Source organism: Streptomyces sp. NPDC048142 (genome assembly GCF_043202835.1).
In the GTDB taxonomy this organism is placed as follows: domain Bacteria; phylum Actinomycetota; class Actinomycetes; order Streptomycetales; family Streptomycetaceae; genus Streptomyces.
Genome location: NZ_JBIDBC010000015.1, coordinates 30978 through 53230, shown reverse-complemented (window position 1 = coordinate 53230; position 22253 = coordinate 30978). Strand labels below are relative to the sequence as shown.

The window sequence follows — 22253 nt, the reverse complement described above, 5'->3', positions numbered from 1 at the left end:
TCAGAGCACATGACAACGGTGTTCAGTGCCGTGTTGCCTCATACCCCCCACCCGTAGTTCACTGGCCGCGTCGGGCGGTTTCGCACCGGCGCCGTCGCACGGACCTGGAGGCGTTTCGCATGGGGGTTGGCCACGATCACGGGCATACGCACAGCGGGCCGCCTCCGACCGGTACGGCGGCCGCCGCGTACCGGGGCAGGCTCAAGGTCGCCCTGGCGATCACCCTGAGCGTGATGGTCATGGAGATCGTCGGCGGGGTGCTCTCCGACTCGCTGGCCCTGATCGCGGACGCCGCCCACATGGCCACCGACGCCCTGGGGCTCGGGATGGCGCTGCTCGCGATCCACTTCGCCAACCGTCCGGCCGGGCCGAACCGCACCTTCGGCTTCGCCCGTGCGGAGATCCTGGCGGCGCTCGCGAACTGTCTGCTGCTGCTGGGGGTCGGCGGCTATCTGGTCTTCGAGGCGGTCGAGCGGTTCATCACGCCGGCCGAGACGAAGGGCGGCCTGGCCATCGCGTTCGCCGCCGTCGGTCTGGTGGCCAACATCGTCTCCCTCTCCCTGCTGACGCGCGGACAGCAGGAGAGCCTGAATGTGCGGGGCGCCTATCTGGAGGTGCTGGCCGACACCCTGGGCTCGCTCGCCGTGATCATCTCGGCGGGCATCATCCTGGCGACCGGCTGGCAGCCCGCCGACCCGATCGCCTCCCTGGTGATCGGCCTGATGATCGTCCCCCGGACGGTGAAGCTGCTGCGGGAGACCCTCAACGTGCTCCTGGAGGCGGCGCCCAAGGGTGTGGACATGGCGGAGGTACGGGCCCACATCACGGAGCTGCCCGGGGTCCTGGACGTCCACGACCTGCACGCCTGGACGATCACCTCGGGGATGCCGGTGCTTTCCGCGCATGTCGTGGTGCGCCAGGAGATGCTCGACTCGATAGGGCACGAGAAGGTGCTGCACGAGCTGCAGGGCTGCCTCGGGGACCACTTCGACGTGGAGCACTGCACCTTCCAGCTGGAGCCGAGCGGTCACGCTGTGCACGAGGCGCGGCTCTGCCACTGAGAGCCACCGAGTCGCGTGCCCCTGAGTGCGGCCGAGGCGGTGCTAAGGTGGTTTCGCTGAGACGTTCGAGTCTCGCGGTGGAGCGGAACCCGGTGTCACCGGGACCCTTTCGAGAGGAGCTGAGGATGATGACGGTCGCGACGACGCCTTCCCGGCGCGGCAATCGGTCCTTCCTCATCTCCCGGGTTTCCGGCTAGGTCCACTTCTTCCCGGATCGGGTCGGAGCCCTCACACCCAAGGGTTCCCACGTTGACCGACCACACTGACGACGCCTCGCGCACCGAGGCGTTCTTCACCCTGCATCACCGTCTTCCCCGGCAGAGCCCCGGCTCCGACGCGACCACACGTCGGCTGCTCGCTCTCGCCGGTCCGCTGCCCGACCGCCCCCGCGTCCTCGACCTGGGCTGCGGTCCGGGCCGGGCCGCTCTGCTGCTCGCCGCCGAGGCGGGCGCCGAGGTGACAGCGGTCGACCTGCACCAGCCGTTCCTGGACGAGCTGCGCGAGGCGGCCGGGGCCCGTGGCCTCGACGACCGCGTCCGTACGGTCCGGGCGAACATGGGCGACCTCACCGGCCCCTCGTTCCCCGACGGGTCCTTCGACCTGATCTGGGCCGAGGGATCGGCGTACTGCATCGGGTTCGACACCGCCGTCCGCGACTGGCAGCGGCTGCTGGCCCCGGGCGGCGCGATGATGATCTCCGAGTGCGTCTGGACCACGGACGCGCCGTCCGCCGGGGCGCGCGACTTCTGGGACCGCAACGGCTCCCTGCGCACCCTGCCGGAGACCACCGGGGCGGCCGTCGCCGCGGGCTGCACGGTCGGCGCCGTGCTGGTCCAGCCCGACAGCGACTGGGCCGAGTACTACGTACCGCTCGCCGAACGGGTCGGGAGCACCGCCCCGGGCGCTCCCGGTATGGAGTGGGCGCTCGCGGCCACCCGCGAGGAGCTGGCCGTACGGCGGGAGCACGGCACGGAGTACGGCTACGCCGCGTATGTGCTGCGCCCTGCCGATCCGCGGTGGACCACCCGTCCGGAGACACCGGCGGACCGTGCGGCCGTGCACACGGTCAACGCGGCCGCTTTCCCGACCCGGGACGAGGCGGACCTCGTGGACGCCCTGCGGGCCGACGCCGAGGCCTGGTTGCCGGAGCTCGGCCACGTCGCCGAGGCGCCGGACGGATCGCTCGCGGCGTACGCGCTGCTGACCCGCTGCCGGGTCGGCGACGCCCCGGCCCTCGCGCTGGCCCCGGTGGCCACCTCTCCCGCGTACCAGCGGCAGGGTGCGGGTCAGGCCGTGGTGCGGGCGGTGCTGGACGCCGCCCGGGTGCGTGGTGAGGCGCTGGTGCTGGTGCTCGGTCATCCCGAGTACTACCCGCGCTTCGGTTTCGTGCCGGCCTCGCGCTACGGAATCCGGCCAGGTTTCGAGGTGCCGGACGAGGCGATGATGGCCCTGGTACTGGACGATTCCGTCCCGGTTCCGGCGGGCATGATCCGTTATCCGGCGGCCTTCGGGGTCTGACGGCCCGTCCGTCCCGCCGCGCCCGGGGGGCGCGGCGGGGCGGACATGCCCGGACCCGAAGTACGGACAAGCGGCTTTTGTACGGCAGACTTGACCGGACTCCAGGGGCCTGGCGCACGAGGCCGGGGACCAAAGCGAAGGATGGGTATGCCGACCACACCAGCCACCGCGACGCACAGCTCGTCGAACGGCACCGCAGAAGCGATCATGCTCGAACTGGTCGACGAGAACGGCACCACCATCGGCACCGCGGAGAAGCTGGCGGCCCACCAGGCCCCCGGGCAGCTGCACCGTGCGTTCTCCGTGTTCCTCTTCGACGAGCAGGGGCGGCTCCTGCTCCAGCGCCGGGCACTGGGCAAGTACCACTCCCCCGGTGTCTGGTCGAACACCTGTTGCGGACACCCCTATCCGGGCGAGGCCCCGTTCGCGGCCGCGGCCCGGCGTACGCACGAGGAGCTGGGGCTCTCGCCGTCGCTGCTGGCCGAGGCGGGCACGGTCCGCTACAACCACCCGGACCCCGCGTCGGGTCTGGTGGAGCAGGAGTTCAATCACCTGTTCGTGGGACTGGCGCAGGAGGCGCTGGAGCCGGACCCCGAGGAGGTCGGGGAGACGGCCTTCGTGACGGCGGCGGAGCTGGCGGAGCGGCATGCGCGGGCGCCGTTCTCGGCGTGGTTCATGACGGTGCTGGACGCGGCACGGCCGGCGATCCGCGAGCTGACGGGGCCCTCGGCGGGCTGGTGACCCTCCGCCCGGTCGCGTACGGGGCGGTCAGAGCTGCGTCTTCAACGGCAGCGCCGCCCAGATGATCTTCCCGCCGCTCGCGGTGTGCTCGACGTCGCAGGTGCCGCCCGCCTCCGCGGTGACCACTTTGACCAGCAGCAGGCCCCGGCCGCCGGTCTGCGCGTAGTCCGTCTCCAGGGCGGTGGGGCGGTAGGGGTGGTTGTCCTCGACCGAGACTCTGACCCAGTCGGCGGCGATGGCCACCTCGACGGCCAGCTCGGGCGAGAGAAGTGCCGCGTGCTTGACGGCGTTGGTGACCAGTTCCGAGACGATCAGCAGGAGCCCCTGGAGGATGTCGTCCTCGATCGGCACGCCCTGCCGGCCGAGGAGGTCGCGTACGGCGTGCCGGGCACTGGGCACGGACGCGTCCACGGCGGGGGCGGTGAAACGCCACACCCCCTCGTACGACACAGGGTCGGCGGGGGCACTCCCGAGGCTCTCCATCGTCCGGCACCAGCTCTCACTCGCACTGCACTGACCGTCGAGTAAAGAGTGTTGGGAATGGCTTGGTCCGGACCGTGCCACTGATCGGAAGTAGCCAGGTATCGGCTCTATTCGACCAAACATGCATGCTGTTGGCGGCCCAGGGACTACTTCTGTTCTTCTTCTGGTGGCTCGCTCGGCTCGTCCGGGGTCGGGACAGTTTCATCGAGCCGCTCCGAGACCATGCTGACGATGCGCCGGCCGCTGACGCCGATGGCGATCAGTCCGAGCCCGTCGAACAGCAGGGCCAGCGAGAAGAAGAGGCCCAGCACGTACAGACTGCTGTGCGGCCAGTCGAACAGCACCAGCAGTCCCAGCAGCAGGCCGAAGGCTCCCTGGAACAGCGTCCAGCCCATCTGCGGGCCGCGTACCACGACGCTGCCGACCAGCCGGAAGACCCCGCCGGTCAGGAAGAGCAGGGCGGCGAACATGGTCAGCGCTTCGGCCGTGCCCTCGGGGTGCTTGATGACGACGACGCCCGCGGCGAGGTTGAGGGCCGCGACCACGACGCCCAGCCAGAAGTAGTTCGTGCCGCGCGACTCGATCGCGTGCAGCAGCCCGACCAGACCGCCGACGAGCAGCAGCCAGCCGAAGAGCAGCATCGAGGTGAGGGTGGCGACGCCGGTGTGGACAAGCCCGATGACGCCCGCGATCACCAGCAGCGTGCCGAGCAGCGTGAGCCGGCCGAAACCGCGGCTCAGCTTCCGGCCCTCGGCGGTGGGTTCGTTCATCGACAGCTCCTTACGGTGCGTGCCCGTCCGGCGACCCCTACTTGATCATAGGTTCGAAGCTTCCGGATAGCATCCGGCGCATGGACCGTACGGAACCCCGGCTGATCACGTCCGTCGAGCGCGGCGTCGCCACCGTCGTGATCGCGAACCCCGCCAAGCGCAACGCGATGACCGCCGCGATGTGGCGCAGTGTGCCGGAGCTGCTGGAGCGGCTGGCGGCGGACCCGGCGGTCCGGGTGCTGGTGCTGACCGGAGCCGGGGACACCTTCTGCGCCGGGGCCGACATCTCCACGCTGCGAGGGAGCCCGGACACCGCGCAGGGTCTGGCGGTGGCGGCCGAGGAGGCGCTCGCCGCGTTCCCCCGGCCGACGCTGGCCGCGGTGCGCGGCTACTGCGTGGGCGGCGGCAGTCAGCTCGCGGCCGCCTGCGATCTGCGGTTCGCGGAGGAGGGGGCCTCCTTCGGGGTCACTCCGGCCAAGCTCGGCATCGTCTACCCCGCCTCCTCGACCCGCCGGCTGGTCGCCCTCGTCGGCCCGGCCACGGCCAAGCACCTGCTGTTCTCCGGCGAGCTGATCGACACGGAACGGGCGCTGCGCACCGGCCTGGCCGACGAGGTGCTGCCCGCGGGCGGCCTGGACAAACGGGTCGAGGAGTACGTGCGGGTCCTGGCGTCCCGGTCCCGGCTGACCCAGGCCGCGGCGAAGGAGTTCGCCGCGGGCCGGACGGACCGGGACGCGTACTGGGCCGGTGAGGCGCGGGACAGCGGTGACACGACGGAGGGCGTCGCCGCCTTCCTGGACCGGCGCGCGCCGAGGTTCACCTACACCACCGGGCCCATCGGGTGACGCGGTGCACCACGGGCCCTACCGGGTGGTGTGACGGCTCCTGGCCCGCCACTCCTCGACCAGGGCGGCGGGGGCCTTCTCCGGCGAGCCGCAGTCGTAGGGCGGCTGCGGGTCGTACTCCGTGAGCAGCTGCACCGAGCGTGCCACGTCGTCGCCCGCGATCCGGCCGAGCAGGGTCAGCCCCATGTCGATGCCGGAGGAGACCCCGGCGGCGGTGACGTACTTGCCGTCGAGGACGACGCGTTCCCCGGTGGGCTCGGCGCCGAACCCCTTGAGCGTCTCCAGCGCCAGCCAGTGCGAGGTGGCCCGCCTGCCCTTCAGGAGTCCGGCGGCGGCCAGCAGCAGCGACCCGGTGCAGACCGAGGTCGTCCAGGTGCTGGTGGCGTCGGCCGAGCGCAGCCAGCCGAGCAGGGTCTCGTTCTCCATCTGGTCGCTCTGGCCGGGGCCGCCCGGCACGATCACCAGGTCGGGGGACGGCACCTCGGCGAGCGTCTTCGCCGCGACGAGCGCGAGGCTCCCGCTGTCGTTGCGGACGGGTCCGGTCCGTTCGGCGACGAAGACGGTCTCGGCGCCTGGCGTACGGCTGAGGATCTCGTAGGGGCCCACCGCGTCCAGGGCGGTGAAACGGTCGAAGAGCAGGATGGCGATCTGCACGGGAGCTGCCTCTCGGTCCGGTCGGTCAGGTGGTGGATGCGGGTGTGCGGAAACGGCGGCGGTATTCGGCCGGCGCCGTCGCGAGGGTCTTCACGAAGGCGCGGCGCATGGCCTCCGGGGTGCCGTAGCCACTGGCGCGGGCGATCCGCTCGACGCCGTCGGCGGTGTCCTCCAGGAGCCGGCGGGCGTGCTCCAGGCGGACACGCTCGACGTACCGCCCCGGGGTCGTTCCGGTCTCCGCCCGGAACGCGCGGGCGAAGTGCCGGGGCGAGAGCCGGGCGCGGGCCGCGAGGGCGTCGACCCTGAGGTCGGCGTCGGGGTGCCGGGTGATCCAGTGCTGGACCTCGCGCAGCGGTTCGCGCTGTGCGGTCCGGGAGCCGGGCCGGTCGCTGAACTGGGCCTGGTTGCCGGGGCGGCGCAGGAACACCACGAGGTGCCGGGCGACGTTCAGCGCGAGGTCCCGCCCGTGGTCCTCCTCGACGAGCGCGAGGGCGAGGTCGATGCCCGCGGTGACGCCCGCCGAGGTGGCCAGCCTCCCGTCCCGTACGTAGATCGGTTCGGTCTCGACCCGGACGGCCGGGTAGTCGCGGGCCAACTGCTCGCAGTAGTTCCAGTGGGTGGTGACCCGGTGTCCGTCCAGCAGGCCCGCCTCCGCCAGCAGCAGCGCCCCGGTACACACGGAGACGAGCCGCTCCGCCTGCGGCGCGAGTTCCCGCAGCCGGCCGGTCAGCTCCGGGGGGGAGCCGCGGGTGCCGCGTCCGCCGGGCACCAGCAGGGTGTGCGGTACGGGTGCGTCGGCCAGGCTGCTGCCGGGCATCAGGGTCAGGCCGCAGGTGGACCGGACGGGACCGCCGTCGAGCGAGGCGGTCCGCAGGTCGTAGGAGACCCCGGGCGTCTGTGAGGCGCCCGAGAAGACCTCCATCGGGCCACTCACGTCGAGACTCTGAACGCCGTCGAAGAGGACGACGAGAACGGTTCGCTGCTTCACGTCCGCCATTCTGGGCGGTGGGCGGCGACGGCCGCAATGACGAGTACCCCACCTTTACTGCCATCGGCCCGCCCCGGACGATCCGTCCGCTCCCCCGGGTTCCATGTCGTACCGACCAGTCGGTAGCGTGCTTGTATGAGAACTCTCCCGGCCCGCGCGGAGCGCCGCTGCCACAACGCCGTCAACCCGCTGCACTCGTGTCTCTTCTTCTCCCCCGACCTGGGTACGGAGATGGGGAAGATCGGCATCGAGGACCCCGGCGCCGTCTACTTCGCGACCCGGGCGGCCGCGCTCGGCGCGGTGGGGGCGGGGTCCGTCAGCGCCACCTTCTACAACTTCAACCCCGTGCTGGTGGCCCGCCATGTGCCCGCCGTCTGGCAGACCGCCTCGCCCGACGTGGTCCTCGGGGCCCGGCTGCGGGCGGCGGACGCCACGCTGCGGAGGCTGCTCGGCGAGGAGATCATCGCCTCCGACGCGATGGCGGAGGCGGCCCGGCTCGCCCTGCGCGCCACCGAGGCCTGCACGCCGCACGCCCGCCCGCTGTACGCCGCGCACGCGGACCTGCCGGTGCCCGAGGAGCCGCACCTGGCGTTCTGGCACGCGGCGACCCTGCTGCGCGAGCACCGGGGCGACGCGCATCTCGCCGCCCTGCTCGCGGGCGGTCTGGACCCGCTCGAATCACTCGTCAGCCACACGGCCACCGGCAAGGGCATGGCGATCCGCTGGATCCTGGCCTCCCGTGGCTGGCACCGCACCGACTGGGAGGCGGCGTCCGACCGGCTGCGGGAACGCGGACTGCTCGAAGCCGGGGAGGAGCCGGCGCTGACCGAGGCCGGTACGGCGCTGCGCGCGGAAGTCGAGGAGGCGACGGACCGCATGGACACCGCCCCGTACGAACACCTGGGCGCGAAGGGCGTGGAGCGGCTCACCGAACTGGGGCGCGGCTTCCTGTTCACGGCCGCCGCCGCAGGGGCGTTCCCGGCCTCGGCGACCGGCCGGGGCTGACCCACGGCACCCCCTGGCACCGCCCGGGACCCTCGCACACGGCGCCGGGGCTCCCGGGCGTGTTGCCCGAGGTCGCGCGACACGGCCCCCGGCCACCCGGCACAATGCTTGCCGGGGGGGATGCCCCCCGGCAAGCAAGAACGTGCTCATCGCGACACGAGCACGGCCAGCACAGCCAGTACGAGAAGGCGAGTCGGGAACACCGTGACGACGTCCATCGAAGGCAGGATCGCCGAGGAGCTCGGCGTACGTGAACGACAGGTCAGGGCGGCCGTCGAGCTGCTCGACGGCGGATCGACCGTGCCGTTCATCGCGCGCTACCGCAAGGAGGCGACCGAATCCCTCGACGATGCGCAGTTGCGCACGCTGGAGGAACGGCTGCGCTATCTGCGGGAGCTGGAGGAACGGCGTACGTCGATCCTCGAATCGGTACGCGAACAGGGCAAGCTCGACGCGGCGCTGGAGGCGAGCATCCGGGCCGCCGAGACCAAGGCGCGCCTGGAGGACATCTACCTGCCGTTCAAGCCGAAGCGGCGGACGAAGGCGCAGATCGCCCGGGAGGCGGGGCTCGAACCGCTGGCGGACGGCCTGCTCGGCGACCCGTCGGTCGATCCGCTCGCGGCGGCCGCCGCGTTCGTGGACGGCGACAAGGGAGTCGCGGACGCGGCTGCCGCGCTGGACGGTGCCCGGTCGATCCTCACCGAGCGGTTCTCCGAGGACGCCGACCTCACCGGCGAGCTGCGCGAACGCATGTGGACGCGTGGCCGGCTGGCGGCGAAGGTGCGCGAGGGCCAGGAGGAGGCGGGCGCGAAGTTCGCCGACTACTTCGACTTCGCGGAGCCGTTCACCGCACTGCCCTCGCACCGGGTGCTCGCGATGCTGCGCGGCGAGAAGGAGAACGTGCTCGATCTGGTCCTGGAGCCGGAGGAGCCGGAGGCCGCCGACCGGCCGGGCCCCTCCCCTTACGAGAACATGATCGCCCGCCGCTTCGACATCGCGGACCGGGGCCGCCCCGGCGACAAGTGGCTGGCGGACACCGTGCGTTGGGCGTGGCGGACCCGGATCCAGGTGCACCTCGGCATCGACCTGCGGCTGCGGCTGCGCACGGCGGCGGAGGACGAGGCGGTACGGGTCTTCGCCTCGAACCTGCGCGATCTGCTGCTCGCCGCCCCGGCCGGGACGCGGGCCACACTCGGCCTGGACCCCGGTTTCCGTACGGGGGTGAAGGTCGCGGTCGTCGACGCCACCGGCAAGGTGGTGGCCACCGACGTGATCCACCCGCACGTGCCCGCGAACAAGTGGGACCAGGCCCTGGCGAAGCTCGCGCACCTCGCGAAGGAGCACGCGGTCGACCTGGTCGCGATCGGCAACGGCACGGCGTCCCGCGAGACGGACAAGCTGGCCGGTGAACTGATCGACAAGCACCCGGAGTTGAAGCTCACCAAGGTGATGGTCTCGGAGGCGGGCGCCTCGGTGTACTCCGCCTCCGCATTCGCCTCGCAGGAACTGCCCGACATGGACGTGTCGTTGCGGGGTGCCGTCTCCATCGCGCGGCGGCTCCAGGACCCGCTGGCCGAGCTGGTGAAGATCGACCCGAAGTCGATCGGCGTCGGCCAGTACCAGCACGACCTGTCCGAGGTGAAGCTGTCCCGTTCGCTGGACGCGGTCGTCGAGGACTGTGTGAACGGGGTCGGTGTGGACGTCAACACCGCGTCCGCGCCGCTGCTTTCACGCGTCTCGGGGATCAGCTCGGGGCTCGCCGAGAACATCGTCGCGCACCGCGACACCAACGGCCCCTTCCGGTCCCGCAAGGCCCTCAAGGCCGTGGCGCGGCTCGGCCCGAAGGCGTACGAGCAGTGTGCGGGCTTCCTGCGGATCCGGGGCGGCGACGACCCGCTGGACGGCTCCAGCGTGCACCCCGAGGCCTATCCGGTGGTGCGGGCGATGGGGAAGACGGCGGGCGGTGAGGTGGCCTCGCTGATCGGCAACGCGGAGGCCCTGCGCGCCCTGCGGGCCGCGGACTTCGTGGACGACATGTTCGGCCTGCCGACCGTGACGGACATCCTCAAGGAGCTGGAGAAGCCGGGGCGCGACCCGCGTCCGGCGTTCCGCACAGCGACCTTCAAGGAGGGCGTCGAGAAGCTCGGCGACCTGGAGCCCGGCATGGTGCTGGAGGGCGTCGTGACCAACGTGGCCGCGTTCGGCGCGTTCGTCGACATCGGCGTCCACCAGGACGGTCTGGTGCATGTCTCGGCGCTGTCGAAGACGTTCGTGAAGGACCCGCGGGACGTCGTGAAGCCCGGGGACATCGTCAAGGTCAAGGTCATGGACGTCGACGTGCCGCGCAAGCGGATCTCGCTGACGCTGCGGCTGGACGACGAGCCCGGCGCGGGCGGCGGTTCCGGCGGCGCGCAGCAGGGCCGCGGCGAGCGGAGCGGCCGTCCCCCGAAGCAGCGCCAGGGGCAGGGCGAGGGCCGGCCTTCCGGTGACGGCCAGGGCCGGCCGGGCGGCGGCCGGGACCGGCGCGGCGGTGGCGGCGGTGCGTCCCGGCAGGGCCAGGGCGCTCCGGCTCCGGCGAACAGCGCGATGGCGGATGCGCTGCGGCGGGCCGGTCTGACCGACCCGAAGCAGGGCGGCGGCCGGGGGCGCTGAACTAAGCGGGCGGGGGCGGACCGCCGCGTGCGGCCCGCCCCCGCCTCGTCGTCGTGCTCAGACTTCCTTGACCTGGCCGTCGGCCACTTCGACGCGACGGGTCGTCCTGACCGCCTCCAGCATCCGCCGGTCGTGCGTGACCAGCAGCAGGGTGCCGGTGTACGTCTCCAGGGCCGCCTCCAACTGCTCGATGGCGGGCAGGTCCAGGTGGTTCGTCGGCTCGTCGAGCACCAGGAGGTTGACGCCCCGGCCCTGGAGCAGGGCAAGGGCCGCGCGGGTGCGCTCCCCGGGGGACAGGCTGGTCGCGGGACGCATCACATGGTCGGCGCGGAGGCCGAACTTGGCGAGCAGCGTACGGACTTCGGCAGGCTCCGTGTCGGGCACGGCCGCGCAGAACGCGTCCAGCAGCGACTGCGCGCCGAGGAACAGCTTGCGGGCCTGGTCCACTTCGCCGACGACGACGCCCGAACCGAGCGTAGCGTTCCCGGAGTCCAGCGGCAGCCGCTCCAACAGGGCGGCCAGCAGCGTGGACTTGCCGGCGCCATTGGCCCCGGTGATGGCGACCCGGTCCGCCCAGTCGATCTGCAGCGAGGCGGGGCCGAAGGAGAAGTCGCCGCGCACCACCCGGGCGTCGCGCAGGGTCGCGACGACGGCTCCGGAGCGCGGGGCGGAGGCGATCTCCATCCGCAGCTCCCACTCCTTGCGCGGCTCCTCGACGACGTCGAGACGCTCGATCATCCGCTGGGTCTGCCGCGCCTTCGCGGCCTGCTTCTCGCTGGCCTCGCTGCGGGCGTTACGGCCGAGCTTGTCGCCGTCGGTGGCCTTGCGGCGGGCGTTCTTGACTCCCTTGTCCATCCAGGAGCGCTGCATATGGCCGCGCGCTTCGAGGGACGCCTTCTTGTCGGCGTACTCCTCGAAGCCCTCGCGGGCGTGCCTGCGGGCGGTCTCCCGCTCCTCCAGGTAGGCCGCGTAGCCACCGCCGTACAGGTTGATCTGCTGCTGGGCGAGGTCCAGCTCCAGCACCTTGGTGACCGTGCGCATCAGGAACTCGCGGTCGTGGCTGATGACGACGGTGCCCGCGCGCAGGCCGGACACGAAGCGCTCCAGGCGCTCAAGGCCGTCGAGGTCGAGGTCGTTGGTGGGCTCGTCGAGCAGGAAGACGTCGTAGCGGGAGAGGAGCAGCGAGGCGAGTCCCGCGCGGGCCGCCTGTCCGCCGGAGAGTGCGGTCATGGGCCGGTCGAGGCCCACGGTCAGGCCCAGCTCGGCGGCGACCTGCTCGGCCCGCTCCTCCAGGTCGGCGCCGCCGAGGGCGAGCCAGCGCTCCAGGGACTCGGAGTACGCGTCGTCCGCGCCCGGCGCTCCCGCGACCAGGGCCTCGGTCGCCTCGTCCATGGTGCGCTGGGCGTCGGCGACGCCGGTGCGGCGGGCCAGGAACGCGGCCACCGTCTCGCCGTCGCGGCGCTCGGGCTCCTGCGGGAGGTGGCCGACGGTGGCGGTGGGCGGGGAGAGCCGCAGCTCGCCCTCCTCCGGGCGGTCGAGCCCGGCGAGCAGGCGGAGCAGGGAGGATTTGCCCGCGCCGTTGACTCCGACGAGACCGATCACGTCACCGGGGGCGACGACGAGGTCGAGCCCGGCGAAGAGCGTGCGGTCGCCGTGTCCGGCGGCGAGGTCCTTGGCGACGAGAGTGGCAGTCATCAGGGTGCCGATCCTAGTCTCCGGCTCTCCGTGCCCGTCGCCCTGCACCCCTGGCCTTCGGTTTCCGGTGTCCTTTAGCGTCCACGCAGTGGCAGGGTGCACCGATGCGACAGGAGTGACCGAGATGGCGGATGTGGCCGTGGTGGCGGATGTGACCGTGGTGGGCGGCGGGGTCGTCGGTCTCACCACCGCCGTGACACTGGCGGAGCGCGGGCTGCGGGTGCGGGTCTGGTCGCGCGATCCGGCCGGGGCGACGACGTCGGCGGTGGCGGGGGCCCTGTGGTGGCCGTACCGGATCGAGCCGGCGGAACGGGTGGGCGACTGGTCGCTGGAGACGCTGGCGGTCTACGAGGAGCTGTCGGCCGCCCCGGAGGAGACCGGCGTACGGCTGGTGGCGGGGCTGCACGGAGGGGAGCGGTTCGCGGCGCTGGGCGGCTGGGCGGCGGGGCTGAAGGACGCGGTGGAGGTGCCCGAAGGGCTGCGGGTGACACTGCCGCTGCTGGACATGCCCGTCCACCTGGCATGGCTGGAGCGGCGGCTGGCGGCGGCGGGCGGAGAGGTGGAGCGGCGGGCGGTGACGGGGTTCGGCGAGGTGGCGGAGCGGAGCCCGGTGGTGGTGAACTGCACGGGTCTGGGGGCGCGCGAGCTGGTGCCCGACGCCGGGATGCGGCCGGTGCGGGGGCAGCTGGTCGCGGTGGAGAACCCGGGGATCGAGGAGTGGTACACCGAGGCGGATCCGGCGTCGGCCGCGACGACGTACTTCTTCCCGCAGCCGGGCCGGCTGGTGCTGGGCGGTACGGCCGAGGCGGACGATCCGCGCACGGAGCCCGCCCCGGACACGGCTCGGGAGATCGTGGCGCGGTGTGCGCGGATCCGGCCGGAGATCGCCGGCGCCCGGGTACTCGGGCACCGGGTGGGGCTGCGTCCGGCGCGGGATGCCGGGGTACGGATCACGGCGGAGGCGCTGCCGGGCGGCGGTCTGCTGGTGCACAACTACGGGCACGGCGGCGCGGGTGTGACCGTGGCCTGGGGATGCGCGCGGGCGGCGGCGGCGCTGGTGGGCTGACCCGGGGGGGCGGGGTCGGAGGGAGCGGGCCCCGCCCGATGGGACCGGGGACACCACAACCGGAGCCAGAAGCCCGGTGCCCGGAACCTGGGACACGGGTGCCGGAGCCTGGCGCCTGGTGCCTGGTGCCTGGTGCCAGGGACACGCAGCCCGGATCCTGGTGTCGGGGACAGCAGAACCGGAGCCCGCGGCCGTTCGGTGGTCGCGGGCTCCGGAGCGGATGTGCGGTTCCGCGATCAGTCGGAGGGGCGCTTCATCCGGGGTCGTGGTGCCCGGTCAGGTGGCGTCGGGCTTGTGACGCTCGTCCGTGATCGTCGTGACCGTCGTGGCCCCGGGGCCGATACGGATCTCGAAGTCGCCGTCGTACTTGGCGTGCCCCTCGATCACCGCGGACTCGACCGCCTCCACGCCGAACTCCTGCCGGACGATCTGCGGGTCCCTGCGCAGGTCCCGCATCAGCGCCACGCACATCCCGATCATCACGAGGGTGAACGGAGCGGCGACCAGGATGGTGAGGTTCTGGAGCCCCTGGAGCGCGTTCTCCTCGCCCTCGCCGATGAGCAGCATGATCGCGGCCACGGCCCCGGTCACGACACCCCAGAAGATGACGACCCACTTGGTCGGTTCGAGGACGCCCTTCTGCGAGAGGGTGCCCATGACGATCGAGGCGGCGTCCGCGCCGGAGACGAAGAAGATGCCGACCAGGATCATCACCAGGAGGCTCGTCAGGGTGGCGATCGGGAACTCCTGGAGGACGCCGAACAGCTGCGCCTCCGGGGTGTCGGCACCGGCGAGCTTCCCGGCCTCGTCCAGCCTCATGGCCGAGCCGCCGAAGACGGCGAACCAGATCAGGCTGACCGTGCTGGGCACCAGGATGACGCCGCCGACGAACTGACGGATCGTCCGGCCGCGGCTGATCCTGGCGATGAACATGCCGACGAAGGGCGTCCAGGAGATCCACCAGGCCCAGTAGAAGACCGTCCAGCCGCCGAGCCAGTCGGCCACGTCACCGCCGCCGGTCGCTTCGGTGCGTCCGGCGAGCTGCCCCAGGTCGGTGATATACGCGCCGAGGGATGTGGGCACCAGGTCGAGCACGAAGATCGTGGGACCGGCGATGAAGACGAACAGGACGAGAAGGAGGGCCAGCACCATGTTGATGTTGGACAGCCACTGGATGCCCTTCTCGACTCCGGAGACCGCGGAGGCGACGAAGGCGACGGTCAGGACGGCGATGATGGCGACGAGAAGTCCGGTGCCGGCCTTCTCCAGCCAGTCCAGTTCCTGGATGCCGCTGCCGATCTGGAGCGCGCCGAGGCCCAGGGAGGCCGCCGAACCGAACAGGGTGGCGAAGATGGCCAGGATGTCGATGAAGCGGCCGAAGCCGCCGTGCGCGTGACGCTTGCCGATCAGCGGCTCGAAGACCGCGCTGATCGTCTGCCGCCGGCGCATCCGGTAGGCGCTGTAGGCGATGGCGAGCCCGACCACCGCGTAGATGGCCCAGGGGTGCAGCGTCCAGTGGAAGAGCGTGGTCGCCATCGCCGTCTGCATGGCCTCGGCCGAGTCGCCGGGGTCGGTGCCCGGCGGTGGGGTACGGAAGTGGGCGAGGGGCTCGGCCACGCCCCAGAACATCAGTCCGATGCCCATACCGGCGCTGAACATCATCGCGATCCAGGAGATGGTCCGGAATTCCGGCTGCTCGCCCTCCTGGCCGAGGCAGATCTTGCCGTACCGGCTGATGGCCAGCCACAGGGCGAAGATGACGAAGGCCGACGCGGTCAGTATGAAGGCCCAGCCACCGTTGTGAATCAGCCCCTTGAGCAGCTTGCCGGAGGCGCTCTCCAGGGATTCGGTGGCGGTCGCACCCCAGACGACGAAGGCGAGGGTGAGGACCGCCGTGACTCCGAACACCACCCGGTCGGTGGTCGGAGTTCTGGTACTGACCGGGTCGGGGGGAAGGTCCGCCGTGACCGACAGCACTTCCTTCCCGCCCGTTGTGAGGTCGTCGTGCGACACGAGTGGCACCTTTCAGCAAGTCTGAAAAACGATCTCTGTAGGCAGTACAACACTTGCCCAGGATCTCGAAGGATCAACAAGCGGTATCGGACTGACCGTTTGTGATGTGATAGGTCGCTCGCTGATCGAGAACGAGGGGGATCAGGCTCCGGGCGGGCTGACGCAAGGGCACATATGCGCCACTCCCGTCGGGTCGGGACCGGATGCCATGCAGGGCCAGCCGGTCCTTCACCAGGGCGTACCGGGCCGCGTCCAGCCGGTAGCCGCACGGCGGATCGGCGAGGATCTCGGCGGGCTCGGCCGGGTCGTTGTCGGCTCCGCCGAGGTACACGGGCCCCCGGTCGGCGAGGCCGGTCAGGCGCGAGAAGGCGGTGGCTGCCTTGAGCCGGACGCGCTGCTCGTCGGTGAAGTCGAAGAGACCGCCGAGCGCGGTCCGCTGGGACTGGACCCTGCGCCGGTGGTTGAGCGCCGGATCCGCCTTCTCCGCGTCGCTCAGCGCGTCGACCCGGGACTCGATGAGCAGGCCGACGGCGTGCTTGAGGCCGGAGGCGTTACGCAGGATGCGTTCCTGGCCGTCGCCGGCGACCTGCTTGACGGGCTCCCCGGTGGCCGGGTCGGTCCAGATGCCGTAGTGGCCGCTGCTGTAGCCGCCCGCCGTCGCGGCGGGGCGGACATAGCGCTCGGAGAGGGTTCGCGAGACGTCGTGGACCCGGTCGTCGACGTTGAGGTTCCGCGGCCAGAGGGCGAACAGGTCCTTGTCGTAGTACGGCGGGGTCGCACCGTACTCGTGCAAGTCGTAGATCACCTGCGGCCGTTCGTCGCGCACGACGGCGGCGATGGTCCGCGCCTCGGCGGTCTCCAGGGCGATGTGGTCGCGGTTGACGTCGACCCCGTCACCGTTGCCGCGGGTGTCGGCGGCGCGTCCGTCGGGGTTGGCCGTGGGCAGTACCAGCAGGGTCGTCCGGGCCAGGAAGGCGCGGGTCGCCCGGTCCTGGGCGAAGGCCAGGTCGCGGACCGTGGTCAGACAGGCCTCGCGCCCGGCGGGCTCGTCCCCGTGCTGGCTGCAGATCAGCAGCACCCCGGTGTTCCCGGTGCGCTCCTGGCCGACGCGTACGAGCCGGAGGGGGCGGCCCTGCCCGGTCGTGCCGACGCGGTCCACCGAGACCCGGTCACTCCCCCGGTCCACCGCGGCGAGGAAGGACCGTTCCTCCGCCTCGCCGGTCCAGCGGGCCCCCTCGCTCGTCTCGAACCCGGTGCGCGGCGGGCGGGGCGCGGCCTCGGCGGGAACGATGGCGAACGGGAGGGCCAGCGCGGCGAGCGTCGCCGCCACCGCCGTCCGGCGCATCGCCCTCACTCCGCGAACCGGGGGCACGGACTCCGGCCGGTCTTCTGCGGCGACCGGTGCGAGCCACGGGTGCGGGCTGAGCATGCGGAGTGCGTGAGCGACGCGAGGGATCATCAGCGGCTGCCTCCCGGGACCTGTGGGGCGGGCACGGCAATGCCCGTCGACCTGTCGGCGATGTGCGGACGTTACCCCGGTCAACTCCCGTGCAACAGGGGGCGATCACTCCCCTTCTCATTCCCCTCCTCGCTGCCGCCCGCACTGCCGTCCGGTGACGTGGAAGGGCGACCGTGTGACGGAGTGTCCGGAATGGGCCCGTCCGACGGAAACGGGGGCTACGACGTCTCCCTACCACCTGCGGCCGACGTACCGTCCGGGACCGACCTGCGGAGAGGCACCGCGACGATCCTCGCCACCACCACGCAGAAACCGACCCGCTTCGACCTCGACCACGGACTCGACGTCTCCGTGGTGCGGGTGAACGGCAGGAAGGCCCGCCACGCCACGAGCGGCGACCACGGGCTGGAGGTCACTCCTGCTCAGGCTCTGCCGGGGCCGGCCTGTCCGACGACGCGCACCCCGTTCCGGAGGGTGAAGCCGGACGACCCGGTCCCTGGTTCTGGAAGGGGAAGTCGGGCGACCAGATCCTGGCGATCACGCGGCTTCCCCGGGCGGGACGACAGCGGCCACGAGCGCTGCGGACAGCCGTACGCACGGACACCGGGACCACCGGAGCGGCGGGAGCTGAGCTGCTCCCGGGCCCCCGGCGCTTTCGCACGGCCGCAACGCCGGGGGCGCGGGCCGGCTCAGCCCGTGGACGCGGCCGCACGCAGGGCGGCGCGGGCCGCCCGTGCCCGGGGCAGATACCGCAGCCGCTCGGGGAGGACGGGGACGACGACCCGCAGGACCGCGCACATCCGGCGCAGCCGCTTCTCCTGGCCGGCGCTCCACGGCAGCCCGATGGCCGCACGGGCGTCGGGCGGCATGAGCCCGATGGTGACGAACCGCCGGAAGCGGGCCAGGGTCGGCAGCAGCACCGGCCACAGCGCCCGCAGCAGCAGCCGGAGCGGCCACGGCCCCCGGTCCGGCGGCGGTACGGGCTGGTCGACGTCGACCAGTTCACGCACCACGGTCGTCGCCTCGATCTCCCCGGCGAGCATCTGCTCCCAGTAGGGCCAGAACTCCTCGATGGTCTGGGGCATGTCCCGGTCGTGGATGCCCAGAATCCGGCCGACCTGGAGCCACTCCCGGTACAGGGCACGCTCCTGGGCAGGGCTCATGGGCCGGATCAGATAGCGGGCCGCGTGCTGGTAGACGGGGAAGCCGGTGGCGTGCACCCAGGCGTAGTTGGCGGGCGTCAGGGCGTGGTAGCGGCGGCCCCTGGTGTCGGTGCCCTGGATGGTGCGGTGCAGCCGGCGCAGCCGGCGGCCCTCCTCGGCGGCCTCCGCTCCGCCGTACACCCAGAGCTGGAGCGAGCGCAGCGAGCGTTCGCCGCGTCCCCACGGATCCGTGCGGAAGACGGAGTGCTCGTCCACTCCGGCGCCGACGGCCGGGTGAGCGACCTGGAGGGTGAGGGCGGCGGGCAGCATCAGCAGGGCTCGGATGTCGCCGGACAGGCTCCAGAGCACGCCGCCGGGCGGGGGCGGCTCGGGGTCCCTCGTGCTGCTCATCCGGTGCTCCCACGGTCCCGGCGGGCCTGCCGTGCGCTGCCCGTCCTCCACCTCTCCATGATCCCTCGCACCCGGGAGGACCGTGGGGGCGGGGTCCGGGGGCGGGGTCCGGGGACGGGGTCCGGGGACGGGGTCCGGGGGCGGGCTCGGGTCCGCCGGTGCCCGGTCAGTCGTGGTCGTACACCGTCACCGGTATGCCGGCGGATATCAGGCGTCGCTCGATCAGCGGCTCGATCCGGGCCCACTTGCCGCCCGCGAGCCCGCAGCCGATTCGGGGCATACGGACCGATGCCCCGAGCCCGCCCGCCCGGACGGCCACCGCGCCGAGCGCCGCGTCGATGGCCTCGTACCGCACGGGCACTCCTTTGCTGCCGGTGCGCATGCCCCGCTGGCCGATCATGTTGACCACCCACAGAAAGGGACCCACCTGCACGAACTGCGCCGCGCCGAGAGCGAAGTCGTTGTCCGCGCGCTCGCGGTGCCAGCGGCGGTAGGCGGCCTCGGGCCCCGGACAGCGGCGCGAGAGGGCCAGGACGAAGCCCTTGCCCCAGCCGCCCAGGTCGTTGCAGACGTGGACGATCAGCTTGACGCCCTTGCCCTGCGGGGCGGTGGCGTCCCCCCGTACATAAGTGATCTCCGACATGACCTCACCGTACGGGCCGCCACTGACAACGGTCCGGGGTGGACGGCGCGGCCCCGGTGGCGGACACTTTCACAGTAATGGTGAGACACCGGCACTGTCCGACACGAGGGTTCGACCGCGGGGAGCAGAGATGGCGACGGGGACCGACGAGCCGACGCTCACGGTGGACGAGCTGGCGGCCCGCGCCGGGGTCACCGTGCGCACCGTGCGGTTCTACAGCACCCGGGGCCTGTTGCCGCCCCCGGTCATCGGGCCCCGCCGGGTCGGGCACTACGGGCCGGACCACCTCTCGCGGCTCGCGCTGATCGAGGAGCTCCAGCAGCAGGGCATGACGCTGGCCGCGATCGAACGGTATCTGGAGCAGTTGCCGCCCGACCTGAGCGCCCACGATCTGGCGATCCACCGGGCCCTCGTCGCGTCCTGGGCGCCGGACAACACCGAGGACTTCTCCCGGGCCGAGCTGGAGCGACGGGCCGGGCGCGCGTTGTCGGAGGCGGATGTGGAGCGGCTGGCGGCGATGGGGGTGCTGGTGCGGCCGCAGGAGGACGGGGCTGCGTACCGGGTGGATTTGGGGCTGCTGCGGCTCGGAGTGGAGCTGCTGGACGTGCCGATCGCGCACGAGACGATCCTGGCGGCGCGGACCGTCCTGCTGGAGCACACCCGCTCGGCCGCCCAGGAGATGACCCGGCTGTTCCGGGACGAGGTGTGGAATCCCTACCGGGAGCGCGAGGGCGACCCGGAGCATGTGGCGGCGATGAAGTCACTGTCCGCCGATATGCAACCGATCGTGGTGCAGGCGTTGGTGACGGCCTTTCAGCGATCCCTGAAGGAGGAGCTGCGGGCCGCGTTCACCGCCGAGTGAGGGTGAACGCGGCCCGCGACAGCACCGGTCGGCGCCTCAGTCGTGGAAGGTCTCGCCCCGCTCCGCCTTCCGCACGAGCAGCGCGGGCGGCAGGAAACGGTCTCCGTAGCGCTCGGCGAGTTCCCGGGCGCGGGCCACGAAGCCGGGCAGGCCGCCCTCGTACCCGTTGATGTACTGGAGGACGCCGCCGGTCCACGGCGGGAAGCCGATGCCCATGATGGAGCCGATGTTGGCGTCGGCGACGGAGGTGAGGACGTTCTCCTCCAGGCAGCGGACGCTGTCCAGGGCCTCGGAGAAGAGCATCCGCTCCTTCATGTCCTCGAAGGGCACAGCGGCGCCGGGCTTGGCGAAGTGCTCGCGCAGGCCGGGCCAGAGGCCGGTGCGCCTGCCGTCCTCGTCGTAGTCGTAGAAGCCCGCGCCGCCGCTGCGCCCCGGGCGGCCGAACTCGTCGACCATCCGGTCGATGACCTCGTCGGAGGGGTGTCCGGGCCAGTTTCCGCCGGCCTCCTCCACCGCGCGCTTCGTCTCGTTGCGGATCTTGCGCGGCAGGGTCAGGGTCAGCTCGTCCATCAGGGAGAGCACCTTGGCCGGGTAGCCGGACTGCGCGGCGGCCTGCTCGACCGACGCGGGCTCGACGCCCTCGCCGACCATGGCGACGCCTTCGTTGATGAACTGGCCGATGACGCGCGAGGTGAAGAAGCCACGCGAGTCGTTGACGACGATCGGCGTCTTCTTGATCCGGCGCACCAGGTCGAAGGCGCGGGCGAGTGCCTCGTCGCCGGTGCGCTCGCCCTTGATGATCTCGACGAGCGGCATCTTGTCGACGGGCGAGAAGAAGTGCAGCCCGATGAAGTCGACGGGGCGCGAGACGCCTTCGGCGAGGACGGTGATCGGGAGGGTGGAGGTGTTGGAGCAGAGCAGCGCGTCCGGCTCGATGACGTCCTGGATCTCCTGGAACACCTTGTGCTTGAGGGCGGTGTCCTCGAAGACGGCCTCGATCACCGCGTCGCAGCCCGCGAGGTCGGCAGCGTCGCCGGTCGGCGTGATCCGGGCCAGCAGTTCGTCGCGCTTCGCCTCGGTCGTACGGCCCCGGGAGAGCGCCTTGGCGAGCAGCTTCTCGCTGTACGCCTTGCCCTTGGCGGCCGCCTCGGTGGAGACGTCCTTGAGGACGACGTCGATCCCGGCCTTGGCGCAGGAGTAGGCGATGCCCGCGCCCATCATCCCGGCACCGAGGACGGCCACCTTGCGGACGGGGCGTTCGGGGATGCCCTTGGGGCGGTTGGCACCGGAGTTGACGGCCTGGAGGTCGAAGAAGAACGCCTGGATCATGTTCTTGGCGACCTGGCCGGTGACCAGCTCGGTGAAGTACCGGGCCTCGATGGTCAGGGCGGTCTCGAAGTCGACCTGGGAGCCCTCGACGGCCGCCGCCAGGATGTTGCGCGGCGCGGGCATCGGCGCGCCCGCGAGCTGCTTCTTCAGGTTGGCGGGAAAGGCCGGCAGGTTGGCGGCGAAGCGCGGGCTGGACGGGGTGCCGCCGGGGATCCGGTAGCCCTTGACGTCCCAGGGCTGCCGCGACTCGGGGTTCGCGTCGATGAAGGCGCGGGCCCTTTCGAGCATCTCCTCGCGGGTGGCGGCGACTTCGTGGACGAGACCGTTCTCCAGGGCCCGCCGCGGGGTGTACTGGGTGCCCTGGAGCAGCACCTTGAGCAGCGCGTCGGCGATGCCCATGAGGCGTACGGTCCGGGTGACGCCGCCACCGGCCGGGAGCAGGCCGAGGGTGACCTCGGGCAGGCCGATGCGGGAGCCGGGCGCGTCGAGGGCGACGCGGCGGTGGGAGGCGAGCGCGATCTCGTAACCACCGCCGAGGGCAGCGCCGTTGATGGCGGCGACGACGGGCTTGCCGAGGGTCTCGATGCGGCGCAGCGAGCGCTTGATCGCGTTGCCGGTGTCGAACGCGGCCTGGGCGTTCTCGGGGCCGACCTTGATCATGTCCTTGAGGTCGCCGCCGGCGAAGAAGGTCTTCTTGGCGGAGGTGTAGATGATGCCGCGGATCGTGTCCTTCTCGGCCTCGGCGCGGTCCGCGACGGCCGCGATGGAGTCCTTGAAGGCCTGGTTCATCGTGTTGGCGGACTGGTCGGGGTCGTCGAGGACGAGGGTGACGACGCCGGTCTCGTCCTGTTCCCAGCGGATGGTCGTGCTCTCGGTCATGTCGGTGTCTTCTCCGTAAGCAGGTGGGGCCGGGCCA

Annotated in this window: 18 protein-coding genes; 8 read left to right on the top strand and 10 right to left on the bottom strand. The window is 72.0% G+C overall.

The annotated features are described in order from the left end of the window. Window positions 1-119 precede the first annotated feature (119 nt). From ACGF2Y_RS20165 to idi, 3 genes are all read left to right on the top strand, one after another. Entirely contained in the window at window positions 120-1061 is a 942-nt protein-coding gene (locus ACGF2Y_RS20165) for a cation diffusion facilitator family transporter (protein ID WP_392949147.1), read from the top strand. Window positions 1062-1310: 249 nt separating this feature from the next. Beyond that, window positions 1311-2579 (top strand): GNAT family N-acetyltransferase, encoded by a 1269-nt coding sequence (locus ACGF2Y_RS20160; protein WP_392949145.1) that lies wholly within the window; start codon window positions 1311-1313, stop codon window positions 2577-2579. Window positions 2580-2726: 147 nt separating this feature from the next. Next, complete coding sequence (idi, locus tag ACGF2Y_RS20155; protein ID WP_392949142.1) at window positions 2727-3320, top strand: isopentenyl-diphosphate Delta-isomerase; 594 nt, start codon at window positions 2727-2729, stop codon at window positions 3318-3320. Between the two features lie 27 nt (window positions 3321-3347). Here the strand turns inward: idi and ACGF2Y_RS20150 are convergent, their stop codons facing one another. Both ACGF2Y_RS20150 and ACGF2Y_RS20145 read right to left on the bottom strand, forming a co-directional pair. After that, a complete protein-coding gene (locus ACGF2Y_RS20150) occupies window positions 3348-3803 on the bottom strand; it encodes an ATP-binding protein (protein ID WP_030076393.1) in 456 nt (151 codons plus the stop codon). Window positions 3804-3949: 146 nt separating this feature from the next. After that, window positions 3950-4573: an HdeD family acid-resistance protein gene (locus ACGF2Y_RS20145; protein ID WP_392949139.1), complete on the bottom strand. Its 624-nt coding sequence runs from the start codon at window positions 4571-4573 to the stop codon at window positions 3950-3952. A gap of 80 nt (window positions 4574-4653) precedes the next feature. Between ACGF2Y_RS20145 and ACGF2Y_RS20140 the strand changes: the two genes are divergently transcribed. Then, window positions 4654-5418, top strand: a complete 765-nt coding sequence (locus ACGF2Y_RS20140; protein ID WP_392949136.1) for an enoyl-CoA hydratase/isomerase family protein — start codon at window positions 4654-4656, stop codon at window positions 5416-5418. Window positions 5419-5436: 18 nt separating this feature from the next. On the opposite strand, the gene ACGF2Y_RS20135 is transcribed toward ACGF2Y_RS20140, so the two are convergent. After that, window positions 5437-6072: a DJ-1/PfpI family protein gene (locus tag ACGF2Y_RS20135; protein WP_392949133.1), complete on the bottom strand. Its 636-nt coding sequence runs from the start codon at window positions 6070-6072 to the stop codon at window positions 5437-5439. A gap of 25 nt (window positions 6073-6097) precedes the next feature. Then, window positions 6098-7069: a GlxA family transcriptional regulator gene (locus ACGF2Y_RS20130; RefSeq protein ID WP_392949130.1), complete on the bottom strand. Its 972-nt coding sequence runs from the start codon at window positions 7067-7069 to the stop codon at window positions 6098-6100. Window positions 7070-7195: 126 nt separating this feature from the next. Between ACGF2Y_RS20130 and ACGF2Y_RS20125 the strand changes: the two genes are divergently transcribed. Together ACGF2Y_RS20125 and ACGF2Y_RS20120 are read left to right on the top strand one after the other, a co-directional pair. After that, window positions 7196-8065 (top strand): hypothetical protein, encoded by an 870-nt coding sequence (locus ACGF2Y_RS20125; RefSeq protein ID WP_392949127.1) that lies wholly within the window; start codon window positions 7196-7198, stop codon window positions 8063-8065. Between the two features lie 204 nt (window positions 8066-8269). Continuing rightward, on the top strand, window positions 8270-10717 hold the full coding sequence (locus tag ACGF2Y_RS20120) for a Tex family protein (RefSeq protein ID WP_392949124.1): 2448 nt from the start codon (window positions 8270-8272) through the stop codon (window positions 10715-10717). A gap of 57 nt (window positions 10718-10774) precedes the next feature. Here the strand turns inward: ACGF2Y_RS20120 and ACGF2Y_RS20115 are convergent, their stop codons facing one another. Then, window positions 10775-12412, bottom strand: coding sequence for an ABC-F family ATP-binding cassette domain-containing protein (locus tag ACGF2Y_RS20115; protein WP_392949121.1), 1638 nt, complete (start codon window positions 12410-12412; stop codon window positions 10775-10777). Between the two features lie 133 nt (window positions 12413-12545). On the opposite strand from ACGF2Y_RS20115, the gene ACGF2Y_RS20110 reads away from it, so the two are divergent. Further along, window positions 12546-13478, top strand: a complete 933-nt coding sequence (locus ACGF2Y_RS20110) for an FAD-dependent oxidoreductase (protein ID WP_392949378.1) — start codon at window positions 12546-12548, stop codon at window positions 13476-13478. Between the two features lie 276 nt (window positions 13479-13754). Here the strand turns inward: ACGF2Y_RS20110 and ACGF2Y_RS20105 are convergent, their stop codons facing one another. The 4 genes from ACGF2Y_RS20105 to ACGF2Y_RS20090 form a co-directional block, all read right to left on the bottom strand. Further along, a complete protein-coding gene (locus tag ACGF2Y_RS20105; protein ID WP_392949118.1) occupies window positions 13755-15491 on the bottom strand; it encodes a BCCT family transporter in 1737 nt (578 codons plus the stop codon). A 73-nt stretch (window positions 15492-15564) separates the two neighbouring features. Continuing rightward, window positions 15565-16950, bottom strand: a complete 1386-nt coding sequence (locus ACGF2Y_RS20100) for a M14 family metallocarboxypeptidase (protein ID WP_392949116.1) — start codon at window positions 16948-16950, stop codon at window positions 15565-15567. Between the two features lie 689 nt (window positions 16951-17639). Then, a complete protein-coding gene (locus ACGF2Y_RS20095; protein WP_392949113.1) occupies window positions 17640-18503 on the bottom strand; it encodes an oxygenase MpaB family protein in 864 nt (287 codons plus the stop codon). A gap of 166 nt (window positions 18504-18669) precedes the next feature. Continuing rightward, window positions 18670-19146 carry a macro domain-containing protein gene (locus tag ACGF2Y_RS20090; protein ID WP_392949110.1) on the bottom strand — a complete coding sequence of 159 codons (477 nt, stop codon included), beginning with the start codon at window positions 19144-19146 and terminating at the stop codon, window positions 18670-18672. A gap of 130 nt (window positions 19147-19276) precedes the next feature. Between ACGF2Y_RS20090 and ACGF2Y_RS20085 the strand changes: the two genes are divergently transcribed. Further along, complete coding sequence (locus tag ACGF2Y_RS20085; protein WP_392949108.1) at window positions 19277-20008, top strand: MerR family transcriptional regulator; 732 nt, start codon at window positions 19277-19279, stop codon at window positions 20006-20008. Between the two features lie 36 nt (window positions 20009-20044). Here the strand turns inward: ACGF2Y_RS20085 and ACGF2Y_RS20080 are convergent, their stop codons facing one another. Next, complete coding sequence (locus tag ACGF2Y_RS20080) at window positions 20045-22216, bottom strand: 3-hydroxyacyl-CoA dehydrogenase NAD-binding domain-containing protein (RefSeq protein WP_392949106.1); 2172 nt, start codon at window positions 22214-22216, stop codon at window positions 20045-20047. Window positions 22217-22253: the final 37 nt, after the last annotated feature.